Here is a 15,480-nt window from a genome sequence, read left to right as displayed (position 1 = left end):
GCCTCCCCTGCTCGTACCCCCGAAAGAGGCATGCCCGCATGACGACCCTCGACACCCTGCCCACGGGCACCCTCGTGCACGCCCCCGGCTCCCCCGACGGCGAGTGGTGGCGGGACGCCGTGATCTACCAGGTGTACCCGCGCTCGTTCGCGGACGCCTCGGGCGACGGCATCGGCGACCTGCCCGGCATCACCTCGCGTCTCGACCACCTCGCCGAGCTCGGTGTCGACGCCGTCTGGCTGTCGCCGTTCTACCGCTCGCCGCAGGCCGACGCCGGGTACGACGTGTCCGACTACCGCGACGTCGACCCGCTGTTCGGCACGCTCGACGACTTCGACGCGCTGCTCGCCCGCGCCCACGCGCTCGGCCTGCGCGTGATCGTCGACCTCGTGCCGAACCACACGTCCGACGAGCACGTCTGGTTCCAGGCCGCCCTGGCCGCCGGCCCGGGTTCACCCGAACGGGCGCGGTACCTGTTCCGCGAGGGCCGCGGTGAGCACGGCGAGCTGCCGCCCAACAACTGGGAGTCGATCTTCGGCGGGCCCGCGTGGACCCGCGTCGCCGACGGCCAGTGGTACCTGCACCTGTTCGACTCGCGGCAGCCCGACCTCGACTGGGAGCACCCCGAGGTCCGCGCCGAGTTCGAGGACGTGCTGCGGTTCTGGCTCGACCGCGGGGTCGACGGCTTCCGCATCGACGTCGCGCACGGCATGGTCAAGGAGGCGGGGCTGCCGGACTGGGACGGCCACGTCTCGATGATCGAGGGCTCCGACGACGCCGAGCCGACCGGTCGCGCGGACGAGGTCACCGGGTCCGGAAACCAGGGCCCGATGTTCGACCAGGACGGCGTGCACGAGATCTACCGTGCCTGGAACCGGGTCCTCGCGGCGTACCCGGGCGACCGCGCGCTGGTGGCCGAGGCCTGGGTCGAGCCGCTGTCCCGCCTCGCCCGCTACGTGCGCCCCGACGAGATGCAGCAGGCATTCAACTTCGCCTTCCTCGCGACCCACTGGGACGCGCCCGCCCTGCGCGACGTGATCGAGGCCTCGTACGCGACCGCCGACGGCGTCGGCGCCCCGACCACGTGGGTGCTGTCGAACCACGACGTCGTGCGGCACGCGTCCCGGCTCGGCCTGTCCGTGCCCGGTTCGCGCCCCAACGGCATCGGGCACGGCGACGAGCAGCCCGACGAGGAGCTCGGCCTGCGCCGCGCCCGCGCGGCCACGCTGCTCATGCTCGGCCTGCCCGGCTCGGCCTACCTCTACCAGGGCGAGGAGCTCGGGCTGCCCGACCACACCGCACTGCCCGACGACCTGCGGCAGGACCCCGCGTTCTTCCGGACCGGCGGCGCCGAGCGCGGTCGCGACGGCTGCCGCGTGCCGCTGCCGTGGGCGGCCGCCGAGCCCGGGTTCGGGTTCTCGCCGACCGGCGTGACGTGGCTCCCCCAGCCGTCCGCCTGGTCCGCCTACGCGCTCGACGCCCAGCGCGGGGTCGAGGAATCGACGTACGAGACGTACCGGACCGCGCTCGCGGTGCGCCGGGCCGAGGTGCTCGGCTCGGGCGGCCTGACCTGGGTCGACGGGTACGGCGACGACGTCATCGCGTTCGTCAACCGGGACGTGCTGGTCGTCGCGAACCTCGGCGGCACGCCCGTCGCGCTGCCGGCCGGGGCCGTCGTGCTGCACGCCTCGGTCGACGCGCCTGTGGCCGCGGACGGGTCGGTCACGCTGCCCGGCGACGCGACCGTCTGGCTGCGCGCGTAGTCACCTCTGCACTCACGGTCCAGGGCGGGCCCGGTCCGGGCCCACCCTTCGTCCTTTCCGATTTGTCCCTTATGCGTATCTTCGCTGCCCTCGCCCGCCTCGTTGTCAGGTGACAGCCCCGACCTCCGGGGCCGGCGAAAGGGAAGCACATGTCCGCCCAGTCACAGCACGAGGCCCGGGCGGCGATCCGCCCGGTCAAGGAGAGGGTCGAGGACGACCTCATCGCCCGCCCGGGCGTGGTCGCCGTCGACATCGCAGAGAAGGTGTCGCAGGGCGAGCCCACGGGCGAGCTCAGCATCGTCGTGTTCGTCGAGGAGAAGAAGCCCGAGGACGCGCTGCGTGACGCCGACGTCATCCCGCAGGAGATCGACGGCGTCAAGACCGACGTGCAGGAGCTGAAGATCGTCCTGCAGCACGCGGTCCGCTACGCCGAGGTCAAGGCGCAGGTCGACACCGGCGCCTACACCACGATCACCGGCGGTATCGGCATCGGACCGGCACGGACGGTGTTCCTGTCGCCGCCCGACGTCCCGTCCCCCGGCAACTACGTGTTCGTCGGCACGCTCGGTGCGATCGTCGAGGACCGCACCACGCACGCGCGGATGGCGCTCACGAACTTCCACGTCGGCGCCGTGAACAACACGTGGTCGGTCGGGGACGTCATGGTCCAGCCGTCGCGCGTCGACGGCGGTCCGGCCACGGGCCACTTCGGCACGCTCACCCGCGCGGTGCTCACCGAGAACACGGACGGCTCGGTCATCACGATCGACACCGGCCGCGCGACCGGCATCTCGGTCGAGGGCATCGGGGCCGTCGCCGGTCAGGGTGTCGCGAGCGTCGGCATGGCCGTCCAGAAGCGCGGGCGCACCACCGAGCACACGTTCGGCAACGTGGTGTCCACCGACTTCACGCTGTCGGTCGACTACGGCAGCGACGTCGGCCCGCGCACGCTGCGGCACCAGATCCGCATCGACACGGACACCACGCAGTCGACGCGGTTCTCGGACCACGGCGACTCCGGGTCGGTCGTCATGGACATGAGCCGCAACGTGGTCGGCCTGCTGTTCGCCGGCTCGGACGACGGCGTCATGACGTTCGCCAACCCGATCCAGGTGGCGCTCGACGAGCTCGGCGTCAACCTGCTCGTCGACACCGGCACGCTGTTCACCAGGCCGCCGATCTGCGACACGTTCCTGACCAAGCCCGTGGTCTGCAACCTGGTCAGCCTCACGACGGTCTGCAACTTCATCACGAAGACCGTCATCTGCAGCCAGATCACCAAGCCGAAGCTCTGCCTCGACCTGCAGACCTCCAGCGCGATCTGCGTCATCACGAAGACCTGTCCGACCACACTCACGTGCGGGCCGGGCGGCTTCGACCCCGGCCAGCCGATCCAGCAGCCCGGCGGACGGGGTCTCGGCGGCCAGTACGGCGACCCCGACGACGCGGTGCAGAGCATCTTCGTCGCCGGCTACCTCGCCGCGCTGGAGGCCGTCGACGACGCCGTGCAGTCCGAGGGCTGAGGGATGCTCACCGCTCCGGAGCTCGTCGGCCGAGCCGTGCGTGCCGGCCTGGTGACGGCCGACGACGTCCTGTCGGGCGCCGTCACGGTGGTCGACGAGTCCCGGAGCAACACCGTCGCGCGGCTCGACGTGGCCGGCCGGCCGGCCGCCTACGTCAAGCAGCGCGGTGTCGCCGCACAGATGGACGGCACCGACCCGGTGGGCGACGAGCGGCGCGCACTCCTGGCGCTGCGCGGGCTCACCGGGTCGGCGGGCCGGCCGCTGGTGCCGGCGCTCGTCGCGTCGCTCGCGCTCGACGTCGACTCCCTCTGGGTCCAGGCCGTGGACGGGGCGGTGCTCACGGGGCACCGCGGCGCGGTGCCGGACCTGGCTCGCCTGTGCCGGGCATGGGGCTCGGCGACGGCGGCGCTGCACCGCTGGCCCGCACCGACCGCCGGGGAGCACCCGGGTCCGACCCTGCGAGCTCCCCTGCCGTGGGCGCTCGACCCCGACGCGATCCCGCCGTCGATGTCAGGCTCCGAGGGCACGCCGTTCGCCGCCGTGCTCGACACGTTCCTCGGCGACCCCGCGCTGCGTCGCGCCGCGGCCGAGGCACGACGCCTCTGGACGGCGGGCGCGTGGGTGCACGGCGACCTCACCGCGTCGAACGTGCTGGTCGCACGCTCGTCGCCCGACCCGCACGTCGTGCTGCTCGACCTCGAGGCCGCAGGTCTCGGCGACCCCGGGTGGGACGTCGCGACCGCGATCGACAGCATCGGCTGGCTCGCACCCAGCTGGTCGGCGCCGCCCGAGCCGCTCGTCGAGCACTTCCTCGACGGCTACCGCGACGGCGACGGCCCGGGTCGGGCGCACGCGGCGCTGCAGGCCGTCCGCGCGGTCATGACCGCGTGGCAGGTCGCGGGCCAGGTGCACCGCGAGCGCGGCGGGGCGCGAGGGACCGTCGGCGCCCCGGACCCGCGGATCACCCGGCTGCTCGACGCCGCGCAGAGGTACGCGGCCGAGCTCGATCGAGAGGCGGTGCCGGCATGACGATCGCCGACCTGGTCCCCGCGCCTTCCGCCGACGCACCGACGTCGGCAGCCGACGGGCAGCGCACCGGCGCCGCCCGGCACGTCTCGTCCGGCAGCGCGTGGCGCGCCGAGCACGCGGCGCAGCTCGAGGACGCGGTCCGCGTGGCCGACGAGTGGCGTGCGAGCCGTCCCGGCCTCGCGCCCGACCCCGCCGCGCTGGCGACGGTGCTGTACGAGCGGTGGTACGCGCCCGCCGCCGTGCTCCCCGCCCCGGACCCCTTGCTGCCGCCGCTCGCCGGCGCGCTCCGGCAGGCCCACGTCGGCGCGGAGTCGTGGCTCGACGCGACGGTGCTGCGGACCGGGCCGGCCGGGCTGCTGCTCGTCGCGCGACCGGGTGAACCGCCGCGTGCCGTGGTCCGCGGCGACCACACGCACCCGCCAACGTCCGACCGCCGTGGCCTGCCACCCGTACCGGGCGAGGCCGTGCGCGTGCGGGAGCGGCGCGACGCGCCCCCGACCGAGGGCTGGTGGCGGACCTGGGGACCCGGCTGGAACCTGCTGACGCCGCCGACCGGCCTGACCCGGCTCTACCTGGCGCCCGAACCCGAGCACGTCGCCGCGCTCGTCCGCGAGGTGACGACGGCGACCCGGTCGCTCACGGTGCCGTGGATGCTCAAGGTCGCGGAGCACCGCGCGGCGCTCGCCCGTCCGGACGCGATGGTGCTCTACCTGGCCCAGGACCTCGCGACGGTCCTCGACGCCCTGGCCGCGCGCGTCGTCGCCGCCACGGCGGGTCGGCTCCGCGCCGCGTCGCCGGCGCTGACGTTCGCGCTCGCACCCGGGCTCGCCGCCGCGGAGGACCCGGGCGACGGCCGCAGCTTCGGTGAGCAGTGCTGCGCGCTCGTGGCCGACGCCCTCGTGCACGACCCGGCGGGCGACGACCCCATCGCTCGGGTCGCTCACACGTTCGCGGCTGCCGAGATCGACCCGGCGCAGCCGTACCTCCGTGCCGCACGACCGCAGGACCGGCCATGACGACCGACGTGCTCGACCCCGCCGCGGACGCGACCAGCGACACGATCACCCGCCTGCGAGCGGCTCTCGACCGGGGGATCGATGCCCTCACCTCGACCGCGTTCCGGTCCGGGCACCGTGCCGGATGGATGCACTGGGAGCTGTCGGGCGACGGCACACCGGCGGGCATGCGGGCCGGCAACCCTGCGCTGTACGACGGCGACGTCGGTGTCGCGTGGGCGTGCGGGGAGCTCGGCGCCGCCCTCGACCGCCCGGACCTCACCGACCTCGCGCTCAGGGTCGCGCGCGACGCGGTCGACCGGGCCCGGGCGCTCGGGGGCGGCCTCCTGGCGGGTGCGGGCGGCATCGTGCTCGCGGGGCGGCGGATCGAGGCACGCACCGGCGAGCGTCTCCCCGGCCTCGAGGCTCTCGCAGTCGGCGCCTCGCACGGAGCCGACGTGACGTCGGGGTGGGCCGGCGCCGCGCTCGCCGGACGGGCCGGCGACGAGCAGCTCGCCCGTGACGCACTGACGCACCTGGAACGGCTGGCTCACCGGGACGCATCGGGGTGGAGCTGGCCCGAGCGGGACGCCGATCGCGCGGGTCGCGCGCTGTGCGGGCTCGCGCACGGTGCGTCGGGGATCGCCTGGGCTGCGGCCGAGGTCGCAGCCCGGTACCCGTCGCTCGTCGAGCCCGCGTCCGCGCTCGTGCGCGGTGCGCTGCGGTGGGAGGGCGCCTGGTTCGACACCGCGCGAGGACGCTGGCCCGACCTGCGGGCCGACCCGCCGACCCACCCGGCGCTGTGGTGCCACGGCGCGGCGGGCATCGGCACCGTCCGGCTGCGGCTGCTCGGCCTCGCCGGTCAGGGGCTCGACCTCGGGGTGCCGGTCGAGACGCTGACCGCGGAGGCCGAGGTCGCCGTGCAGGCGTGCGGGCAGGAGCTCGCCGCGTCGGTCCGTCTTGCGGAGCAGCACGGGCCTGCGGCGATCGCCGGTGGGCTCACCCTGTGCCACGGGCTCGGCGGGCCGCTCGACGTGCTGCTCCTCGCCGGCGAGACGTGGAGCGTCCCCGAGCACGTCGCGGCGGCGCAGGAGCTCGCCGGCGGGCTGCTCGCCGTGCTCGGCGACGAGCCGCTCACCTGGCCCGCGGGCCTGCCGGTGACGGGCGGGACGAGCCTGTTCCTCGGGCTCGCGGGCGCGCTGCTCGTGCTGGCCCGCGCGGCGCACCCGTCGGCCGGGATCGCGTCGCCGTCACTGCTCGGGGTGCCCGCGCCGAGCTGAGGGCGGCACGTGCTGACCCGGCACGTCAGGGACGGGTCGCGACGTCCCACGCCCGAGCGCTGTGCGGCGCGACCCGCACCTCGACGGCGCCGTCCCGCACGGTGACCTCCTCGCACCCGGACGCGAGGACGTCGCAGTACCGCCCGTCCGGCAGGCGCGTCGTGAGGGTCGTCGAGAGCTCGTCGTCCCCGGCGTTCACGACGACGAGCCCGCGCTCCCCTCGCCCGAGCGCGAGCGCGTCGCCGTCCGACCACCGGTCGACGAGCGGCGCGTCGCCGACCACACCGCGCCAGCCGACCATGCCGGCGATCGCGGACCAGCGGTGCTGGCACACCCAGTCGTCGTCGGCGAGGTCGGCGTCGGGGCCGGGAGCGTCGGCGCACGTCGCGTCGAGCACCCGGCCGTCGGCGTCCTGCGCCGGTCCGAGGTCGGAGTCGTCGAACGCGTACCCGGAGTAGACCGTGGGCGTGCCGTACGTGCCGGCGAGCATGAGGACGTTCGCGAGCACGTACGTGGCGCCGTCGCGGTAGCTCAGCGTCGAGCCGTTGCGCTCGGTGTCGTGGTTGTCGACGAAGACGACGGCGTCGTCGGACGGGAGGTAGCCGCCGCCCGAGCCCAGGTCGAGGGCGAGGTCGGGTGACCCGGCGAGCACGCCCTGCACGTCTCGCCCCCACGCGAACTCGAAGACCTTGCCGTTCGCGGTGTACTGCTCGGGCGTGACCGGCTCCCCGGCACCCCGGATGACCTCCTGCACGATGCCGGTGCGCTCCGGGAGGCCCGCGACGATGGCGGCGACGTCGGCCGGAGGCATGTGCTTGGCCGCGTCGATACGGAAGCCGTCGACGCCGAGCGTCAGCAGATCGCTGAGGTACGCGGTGACCGTCTCGCGGACGTGCGGCGTCTCGGTCGCGAGGTCGGCGAGGTTCACGAGCTCGCACGTCTGCACCTGTGCGGCGTCGGCGTAGTCGTGGATGTCGTCGTCAGGCGTGAGGGCGCAGTGGTGGAAGTCGGCGTCGTCATACAGCCCCGCGTGGGCGTAGTGCTCGTACGCCGAGCCCGCCCAGCCGGTGCCAGGCACGTCCTCGCCGGTCATGTGGTTGACCACGGCGTCGGCCCAGACCTCGACTCCCGCGTCGTGGCAGGTCTCGACCATCGCCGCGTACTGCTCGCGGGTGCCGAGCCGCGACTCCACGCGGTAGCTCACCGGCTGGTACGCGGTCCACCACGCGTCGCCGAGGATGTGCTCCTGGGGCGGCGACGTGAGCACCCACGCGTAGCCGTCCGGGCCGAGGTGGTCGGTGCACTCGGCCGCGATCGCGTCCCACGTCCACTGGAACAGCTCCACACCGACGTCGTGGCCGGAGCCGTCGGTCGCGGGCTCGGCGCCCGGGTCGGCGGGCGTGCACGCGGCGAGCGAGCCGGCCAGCAGGGCCACCGCGAGGGCGGTACGGGCGGACGTGCGGAACAGGTGCGTCATCGTCACCAATCGGGCGTGGTGCTGCAATCGATTGCAGCAACTTTCAGGAACTGCCTGACACTAGCGCCACCACGGCCGTACGGTGGCGCGCATGCCACGCGTCGTCGTCAACGGTCCCGCCGCCTGGAACACGCTGGTCCAGCTGCCCGCCCTGCCCGAGCCCCGCAGCCACACGCTGTTCGCGAGCGGCCACACCGACGGGCTCGGCGGCACGTCCGCCGGCAAGGCCGTGACGCTCGCCGCGCTCGGCGTCGACGTCACGCTGCGGACCCTCCTGGGCGACGACCGCGAGGCCGGACTCGTCCGCGCGGCCCTGACCCACCCCCGGATCGACGTGCGCGGTGAGCCCGCCCGCGACGGACGCACCGAGCGGCACGTCAACCTCATGGCCGACGACGGCGGCCGCGTGTCCGTCTACCTCGAGCTCCCCTCGGCAGTCGCGGACGCCTCGCCAGAGCTCCTCGCCGGGATCGATGCCGCCGTCCTCGACCTCGCCGACCACAGTCGGCCCCTGCTCGCACGGTCGCGGGCTGCGGGCGTGCCCGTGTGGTGCGACGTGCACGACGACGACGGCGACGCGACCTACGCTCGCGAGTTCGCCGACGCCGCCGACGTGCTGCTCGTCAGCCACGTCCGGCTCGCCGACCCCCGGGCCTACCTCGACGCGCGCGTGGCCGCCGGCGCGACCCTCGTCGTGTGCACGCGCGGCGCCGCCGGGGCGATCGCCCGCGACGCCGGCGGGTGGTGGGAGGTCCCCGTGGCCCCGGTCGACGAGGTCGTCGACACCAACGGCGCCGGGGACGCGTTCCTCGCCGGGCTGCTCTCCGGCGTCCTCGACGGACTGCCCACCGCGGCGGCCCTCGCCCGCGCGTCGGCGTGCGGGGCGCTCGCTGTCTCGGACCCGCGCCTGGGAGCGCCTTCGGCGACGACCGCGGCGGCGGATGTCCTGGCCGCCCGCGTCGAGGTCCGCCGGGTCTGAGCCGCGGTGACCGTCACCAGAAGCGCGGCTGCCCCGGGATCGTCTCAAGGTCGGTGAGCAGCAGCTCACGGTCGTCGTCCTCCGCGATGTCGTCGGCGGCCGCGAGCGCCTGCTCGGTCCACTGCCGCGCCGCCGCGGCGTCCCCCGCGACCGCGCTCGCCCGCGCGAGCGACTCGTACGCGTACGCGAGGTCCCAGTCGCCGATCCGGTGCTCCCGGCAGATCTCCAGCCCGCGTCGAGCGTGGTGCAGCGCGGGCTCGGCCCGGTCGAGCACCGCGTACACGCGCGCGCACTGCCACTCGCCGCGGCTGAGGTTCTCCGGCTTGCCGACCTGCCCCCAGTGGTACCGCGACGCGTGCGCCATGTGGACCATGCGGTCGTCGTCCTCGACCGAGCGCCCCTCCTTCTCCAGGAGGCGCCACACGCCGTTGAACAGGTCGACGGCGAGGCGCCGCTCGTCGTCCGGCGTCGCGGTCGTCCGTGCGGTGTCCGTGCTGGTCATGAGCGCTCCCGTGCCGTCGTCGATGAGGTGGTCGAGCCGGTGGACGTCGCCCCGCACCCGGTCGAGCCGCGCGCGCATGCGCCGCCGGTGCGCGACGAGCAGCGCCCGCAGCGCGTCCTCGTCGTGCGGCGCCGCGATGGCGGTCCGGACGTCGTCGAGCGGCACGTCGACCGACCGCAGCACGCCGACGAGCCGCGCGAGCGCGACCTGGTCGGGCGCGTACAGCCGGTACCCGTTGACCGGGTCGACCTGGGCGGGGACGAGCAGCCCGATGCGGTCGTAGTGCCGCAGCGCCTTGGTCGTCAGACCGCAGAGCCGCGCCACCTGCCCGACCGTCAGGAGCTCGTCCACACGGCGAACCTACGGGGTTGCCGCGGGGCAACCTCAAGCACGGGTCGCCCGACCGGCGCAGCCCGGTCCGCTCAGCCGCCGGAGACGCTCAGCTCGGCCTCGTGCAGCTCGCGGCGGAAGTCCTCCGACAGCTCCCGGGAGTCGAGCCATCCGTACGGCAGGATCGGCCGCTTCGGCGAGCCGGCCCGTCCGCGCTGGCCCTCGGCGGGCGCGCCCGGGTACGGCTGGTCGAGGTCGAGCCCGGCGAGCCGGTCGTCGAGCTCCGCCATCGACGAGACGAGCCCGAGCGACGCGCGCGTCTCGCCGCCGACCACGTAGCCCTTGAAGTACCAGGCCATGTGCTTGCGCATCTCGCGCAGCGCCTTCGACTCGTCGCCGAAGTGCTCGACCATGAGCTCGGCGTGCCGCCGGACCACGCGCGCGACGTGAGCCAGCCCGGGGCGGACCCGCTCGGACGAGCCGGCGAACGCGGCGGCGAGGTCGGCGAACAGCCACGGCCGGCCCTGGCAGCCACGCCCGACGACGACGCCGTCGCAGCCGGTCTGCTCGACCATCTCGAGGGCGTCCTCGGCGGACCAGATGTCGCCGTTGCCGAGCACCGGGATGTCGGTGACGGTCTCCTTGAGCCGCGCGATGGACTCCCAGTCGGCGGTGCCGGAGTAGTAGTCGGCCGCGGTGCGGGCGTGCAGCGCGACGGCGGCGACGCCGACCTCCTGCGCGACGAGCCCCGCCTCGAGGTACGTGAGGTGGTCCTCGTCGATGCCCTTGCGCATCTTCACCGTCACCGGGACCCCGTACGGTGCGGCGGCATCGACGGCGGCGGACACGATGGACCGGAACAGGTCTCGCTTCCAGGGCAGCACCGCTCCCCCGCCGCGACGGGTCACCTTGGGGACGGGGCAGCCGAAGTTGAGGTCGACGTGGTCGGCGCGGTCCTCGCTCGCGATGAGCCGGACGGCCGCCGCGACGGTCACCGGGTCCACGCCGTAGACCTGCACCGAGCGGGGACGCTCGTCGGGCTCGTGGGAGATGATCCGCATCGACTCCTCGCCGCGCTCCACGAGGGCCCGGCTCGTCACCATCTCGGCCACGTACAGGCCCGCGCCAGACTCGCGGCACAGGCGGCGGAAGGCCGCGTTCGTGACGCCGGCCATGGGCGCGAGCACCACGGGCGTGTCGATCGTCAGCGGGCCGATGTGCAGCGGCGGCAGCACGGCGCCGGTCGCGGGGGCATCGCCCGGGCGCGCCTCAGCGGTCGGAGTCGTCGTGGTCATCGGACCAGTGTCCCATCCGGGGTCGCCCGGCGACGAAGCGGCAGGGCGTCAGGCGCTCGTCAGGCGAGCAGCCAGCCGTTCTCCTGCGCGATCCGCACCGCCTCGGCACGCGTCCGGCCACCCGTCTTGCCCATCGCGGACGACAGGTAGTTCCGCACGGTCCCCTCGGACAGGAACGTGTCCCGCGCGATGTCCGCGACCGTGCCCCCGGCGGCCGCGCACACGAGCACGTCGCGCTCCCGGTCGGTCAGCGGGCTCGTCCCGACGGCGAGCGACTCGACGGCCAGGTCGGGGTCGACGACGCGCAGCCCCCGGTGCACGCGCCGCACGGCGTCGGCGAGCTGCTCGGCGGGCGTGTCCTTGACGACGAACCCGCTGGCCCCCGCGTCGAGCGCGCGCCGCAGGTAGCCGGGCCGGCCGAACGTCGTGACGATGAGCGACCGGCACGCCGGGTACCGCTGCTTGAGCTCGGCGGCGACGGCGATCCCGTCGAGGCCCGGCATCTCCACGTCGAGCAGCGCGACGTCCGCCTCGTGCTCGCGCGCGGCGTGCAGCACCTCGTCGCCGCGGCCCACCTGGGCGACGACCGTGAGGTCGGGCTCGAGGTCGAGCAGCGCGGCGAGGGCGCCGCGGACGAGCGCCTGGTCGTCCGCGAGGAGCAGGCGGATGGGCTGGTCGGTCATCGGGCTCCGTCCGGGGCGGTGGTGACGAGCAGGCGGTAGCCGCCGAGCGGGCCGCGGGACATCTCGACGCGCGCGCCGACCTGCCGGGCCCGCTCGGTGAGCCCGTGCAGGCCGTTGCCGGGGGTGTCGCCGTCGGGGCCGGCGCCGTCGTCGTCGATCGTCAGGGTGTCCGGCGTCATCGTCACGCGGACGTGGGAGGCGGCCGAGTGCCGCAGCACGTTGGTCGTGCCCTCGCGGATGGCCCACGCGAACAGCTCCCGCAGCCGGTCCGGGACCTCCTCGATGGTGCCCGGCACGTCCGCCTCGATGGCCGCCGAGTCGAACGCCTGCCGGGCGCCCGCGAGCTCGCCGGCGAGCGTCACGGCGCGGGTCGCGGTCACCATGCCGCGCACGTCCGCGAGCGCCGACCGGGCCAGCGCCTGGACCTCGAGGATCTCGGCGCGGGCGCGGTCGGCGTCCACCTCGAACATGCGGCTGGCGAGCTCGGCCTTCACCGAGATCACGGTGAGCGAGTGGCCGAGGATGTCGTGCATGTCGCGGGCGATCCGCTCGCGCTCACGCTCGACGGCCAGCACGGCGACCTCGTCGCGCGCGAGCTGCAGCTGCCGGTTGCGCAGCACGAGCTGCGTGAACCCGAACACCGCGAACGTCGCGAGGAACACGGAGACGACGAGGTCGTCGATCGTGTCCCACCCGGCCACGAGCCGCGGGACGACGACGACGGCGACCGACGCGACGATGGCGAGCAGCAGCGCACGCGGGTCGCGCAGCAGGAAGACGGCGGAGACACACACGAACACCAGCCCGACGAGCCCGTCCTGGTCGGCGGCCAGGCACGCCAGCGCGACGAGCACGCACTGGCCACTGAGGAACAGCGCCGCCCGCCGCGTCTCCATACGCGTGCCGTGCGGGCCCGCGTGCGTGAGCACGACCCACGCGAAGCTCACCGCGAGCCCGGCGACGGCGAGCAGCGAGACGGTGCGCTCCCAGCCGGGCGGGCTGGCCCACGCGGACTGCCACGGCTGCAGCAGGAACACCGCCCAGACGACGCCCATGATCGGACCGACCACGCGCATGACCCGGCGTGCGCGTCCCGGCGGGCCCCACTCGGGTGCGAGCAGCGTCTCGTCACGCCTCGCCGGCCACATCGACGAGTCACCCTCCGCCCAGTCGCCACGGACCCGGCGGCCGACGCCGGACATGCCGGAGCGGCCGCCGCCGGTCCCGGGTTCGCGCCTCACGGCGCCCACCGTAACCGGGCGACGACCCGCCCCGACGTCGTGCTCGTGCGTCACACGCGGGCCGTGTCGCGCTTGAACCGCCAGGCCGCACCGGAGACGAACACCGCGGCCCAGCCGACGACGTTGACGACGGCCCACACCGAGACGCCGTCGCCCGTGAGCGGCGCCCGCACGATCTCCGCGAGCCCGTACGTCGGGACGACCTTGGCGATGTCCGCGAACAGGCCGTCGCCGAGCGGGACGAACAGGCCGCCCGCGAACGCCATGAGCGCGAGGATCGGGCCGAGGATCTGCATGACGTTCTCGGCCGGCAGCAGGTAGCCCATGAACAGGCCGAACGCGGCGAACACCGCCGACCCTGCCCACGCGAGCGCGACCGACAGCGCGATCCGGCCGGCCTCGCCGTCGGCACCGGACGCGAGGCCGACAGCCGTGACGACGAGGGCGGAGATGAGGCCGAGCACCATCGCGACGACGACCTTCGTCGTGACGTACGTGGCGGGCCGCAGCGGCGTGAGCCGCAGCTGCCGGGTCCACCCCTGCGCGCGCTCGACGGACACGCTCGCACCGCCACCGGTCGTCGCGAGCATCGCGCCGTACAGGGCCATCGAGACCATGATCCAGGCGGTCACGTTCGCGTGGCCCACCGACGTCGTCTTGTACTCCTTCGCGGTGCCGAAGATGAGGAAGAACGCCGGCGGCATGATGAGCGTGAAGATGAGCGTGCGGCGGTTGCGCAGCAGGCGACGCAGCTCGATCGCGAGGAACGGCAGGTTCACCAGCCCGGTGCGCGGCGCGCGCGAGGCGTCCGGGACGGCCGGGGCGGACGTGCGGGTCGAGGTGCTGACGGTGCTCATCACAGGCTCCCGAGGGTGTCGTCGGTGCGGGTGGCGTCGCCGGTCAGGGCGAGGAACGCGTCCTCGAGCCCGCGGGCGGTGATCTCGACGTCGCTTGCGGCGGTCGTCGTGAGCAGGTGACGGGCGACGCCGTCGGAGTCCTGGGTCCGCACGAGCACGCGGTCGCCGCGCAGCTCGACCGACTGGACGCCGGGCAGCGCGCGCAGCGCGTCGGCGCCGCGCTCGTCGAGCCCCGCCAACCGGGCTGAGACCAGCCGGCCGGACGCGAGGTTCTTCACCTGTGCGGCCGAGCCGTCCGCGACCACGCGGCCGTGGCTCACGAGGACGATGCGGTCCGCGTACGCGTCCGCCTCCTCGAGGTAGTGCGTCGCGAACAGGATCGTGCGGCCGCGGGCCGCGTCGGCGCGCAGGGCGTTCCAGAAGTCCCGGCGCCCCTCGACGTCCATGCCCGTGGTCGGCTCGTCGAGCACCAGCACGTCCGGGTCGGGCAGCAGCGCAAGGGCGAACCGCAGCCGTTGCTGCTGGCCACCCGAGCACTTCGCGACCTGACGCGAGCCGATGTCGGCGATGCCGGCGCGCTCCATGACCTCGGCCACCGAACGCGTCGCACGGAAGAACGAGGCCGTGAGCTGCACCGTCTCGAGGACCGTGAGGTCCTTGAGGAGCCCGCCGCTCTGCATGACGGCCGACACTCGACCCTCGGCGATCGCGCGGGCCGGGTCCATGCCGTGCAGGGCCACCGTTCCGGCGTCCGGCCGGGCCAGGCCGAGGAGCATGTCGATCGTCGTCGTCTTGCCGGCGCCGTTGGGGCCGAGGAAGGCCACGACCTCGCCCGGCCGCACGGCCAGGTCGATGCCGTCGACGGCACGCACGGTGCCGAAGGACTTGTGCAGGCCGCGCAGGTCGATCGCCAGCGGGCCGGACCCGGCGGAGGCCGGTGTCGGGAGCGTCTCGGTGAAGGTCATGGCTAGAGCCTGGCGGCCGTGACCTGCGCGTTCCCCCGCCGGTCGTCACCAGGTGCGCATGACGGATGTCATACGGGGCCGCTCCGTGAACGCACGGACGGCCCGACCCCACGAGGGGCCGGGCCGTTCGCGTGCCGGTCGGCTCAGGCGCCGACGAGGCGCTGCGCGAGGTAGCCGGTGACCTGGTCGAGCGACACCCGCTCCTGCGTCATGTCGTCGCGGTGGCGGATCGTCACGGCCTGGTCGTCGAGCGTGTCGAAGTCGACCGTGATGCAGAACGGCGTGCCGATCTCGTCCTGGCGGCGGTAGCGGCGGCCGATCGCGCCGGCGTCGTCGAAGTCGACGTTCCAGCTCTGCCGGAGCTCGGCGGCCAGGTCGCGGGCCTTGGGCGAGAGGTTCTCATTGCGGGACAGCGGTAGCACGGCGGCCTTGACGGGCGCGAGGCGCGGGTCGAGCTTGAGCACGACACGGGTGTCGACGCCGCCCTTGGTGTTGGGCGCCTCGTCCTCGGTGTACGACTCGACGAGGAACGCCATGAGCGAGCGGGTCAGGCCCTGTCTC

General features: G+C 74.5%; 14 protein-coding genes. 6 read left to right on the top strand and 8 right to left on the bottom strand.

All coding sequences use genetic code 11. The features are described 5' to 3' along the window. The first annotated feature begins 38 nt into the window (after positions 1 to 38). The 5 genes from J7523_RS04915 (at position 39) to J7523_RS04895 (ending at position 6,590) form a co-directional block, all read left to right on the top strand. On the top strand, positions 39 to 1,763 hold the full coding sequence (locus J7523_RS04915) for a glycoside hydrolase family 13 protein (RefSeq protein ID WP_291883005.1): 1,725 nt from the start codon (positions 39 to 41) through the stop codon (positions 1,761 to 1,763). Positions 1,764 to 1,912: 149 nt separating this feature from the next. Next, positions 1,913 to 3,286: a hypothetical protein gene (locus J7523_RS04910; protein WP_291883003.1), complete on the top strand. Its 1,374-nt coding sequence runs from the start codon at positions 1,913 to 1,915 to the stop codon at positions 3,284 to 3,286. 3 nt (positions 3,287 to 3,289) lie between these two features. Beyond that, positions 3,290 to 4,315, top strand: coding sequence for a phosphotransferase (locus J7523_RS04905; protein ID WP_291883001.1), 1,026 nt, complete (start codon positions 3,290 to 3,292; stop codon positions 4,313 to 4,315). Then, positions 4,312 to 5,331 carry a T3SS effector HopA1 family protein gene (locus tag J7523_RS04900; protein ID WP_291882998.1) on the top strand — a complete coding sequence of 340 codons (1,020 nt, stop codon included), beginning with the start codon at positions 4,312 to 4,314 and terminating at the stop codon, positions 5,329 to 5,331. The genes J7523_RS04905 and J7523_RS04900 overlap by 4 nt, the downstream gene beginning before the upstream one ends. After that, the gene (locus J7523_RS04895; RefSeq protein WP_291882995.1) at positions 5,328 to 6,590 is read left to right on the top strand and encodes a lanthionine synthetase LanC family protein; all 1,263 of its coding nucleotides are present in this window, start codon (positions 5,328 to 5,330) and stop codon (positions 6,588 to 6,590) included. Before J7523_RS04900 ends, J7523_RS04895 begins: the two co-directional genes overlap by 4 nt. A 25-nt stretch (positions 6,591 to 6,615) precedes the next feature. Here the strand turns inward: J7523_RS04895 and J7523_RS04890 are convergent, their stop codons facing one another. Further along, on the bottom strand, positions 6,616 to 8,067 hold the full coding sequence (locus J7523_RS04890) for an alpha-amylase family protein (protein ID WP_291883356.1): 1,452 nt from the start codon (positions 8,065 to 8,067) through the stop codon (positions 6,616 to 6,618). Positions 8,068 to 8,158: 91 nt separating this feature from the next. On the opposite strand from J7523_RS04890, the gene J7523_RS04885 reads away from it, so the two are divergent. Next, positions 8,159 to 9,046: a PfkB family carbohydrate kinase gene (locus tag J7523_RS04885; RefSeq protein ID WP_291882992.1), complete on the top strand. Its 888-nt coding sequence runs from the start codon at positions 8,159 to 8,161 to the stop codon at positions 9,044 to 9,046. Between the two features lie 13 nt (positions 9,047 to 9,059). Here the strand turns inward: J7523_RS04885 and J7523_RS04880 are convergent, their stop codons facing one another. The 7 genes from J7523_RS04880 to J7523_RS04850 form a co-directional block, all read right to left on the bottom strand. Then, positions 9,060 to 9,899 (bottom strand): MerR family transcriptional regulator, encoded by an 840-nt coding sequence (locus J7523_RS04880; protein ID WP_291882990.1) that lies wholly within the window; start codon positions 9,897 to 9,899, stop codon positions 9,060 to 9,062. Positions 9,900 to 9,970: 71 nt separating this feature from the next. Further along, a complete protein-coding gene (dusB, locus tag J7523_RS04875; RefSeq protein ID WP_291882987.1) occupies positions 9,971 to 11,173 on the bottom strand; it encodes a tRNA dihydrouridine synthase DusB in 1,203 nt (400 codons plus the stop codon). A gap of 59 nt (positions 11,174 to 11,232) precedes the next feature. Further along, complete coding sequence (locus J7523_RS04870; RefSeq protein ID WP_291882984.1) at positions 11,233 to 11,856, bottom strand: response regulator transcription factor; 624 nt, start codon at positions 11,854 to 11,856, stop codon at positions 11,233 to 11,235. Then, the gene (locus J7523_RS04865; protein ID WP_291882981.1) at positions 11,853 to 13,097 is read right to left on the bottom strand and encodes a histidine kinase; all 1,245 of its coding nucleotides are present in this window, start codon (positions 13,095 to 13,097) and stop codon (positions 11,853 to 11,855) included. Before J7523_RS04865 ends, J7523_RS04870 begins: the two co-directional genes overlap by 4 nt. A gap of 50 nt (positions 13,098 to 13,147) precedes the next feature. Then, positions 13,148 to 13,954, bottom strand: coding sequence for an ABC transporter permease (locus J7523_RS04860; RefSeq protein WP_291882979.1), 807 nt, complete (start codon positions 13,952 to 13,954; stop codon positions 13,148 to 13,150). Further along, positions 13,954 to 14,919, bottom strand: coding sequence for an ABC transporter ATP-binding protein (locus J7523_RS04855; RefSeq protein ID WP_291882976.1), 966 nt, complete (start codon positions 14,917 to 14,919; stop codon positions 13,954 to 13,956). The genes J7523_RS04860 and J7523_RS04855 overlap by 1 nt, the downstream gene beginning before the upstream one ends. 143 nt (positions 14,920 to 15,062) lie before the next feature. Then, positions 15,063 to 15,480, bottom strand: a 418-nt coding sequence (locus tag J7523_RS04850; protein WP_291882973.1) for a His/Gly/Thr/Pro-type tRNA ligase C-terminal domain-containing protein, incomplete at its 5' end; no start/stop codon positions are given.

It is taken from the genome of Cellulomonas sp. (genome assembly GCF_017744555.1).
Taxonomy (GTDB): Bacteria; Actinomycetota; Actinomycetes; order Actinomycetales; family Cellulomonadaceae; genus Cellulomonas.
This window is presented reverse-complemented; position numbering and strand designations above follow the sequence as displayed.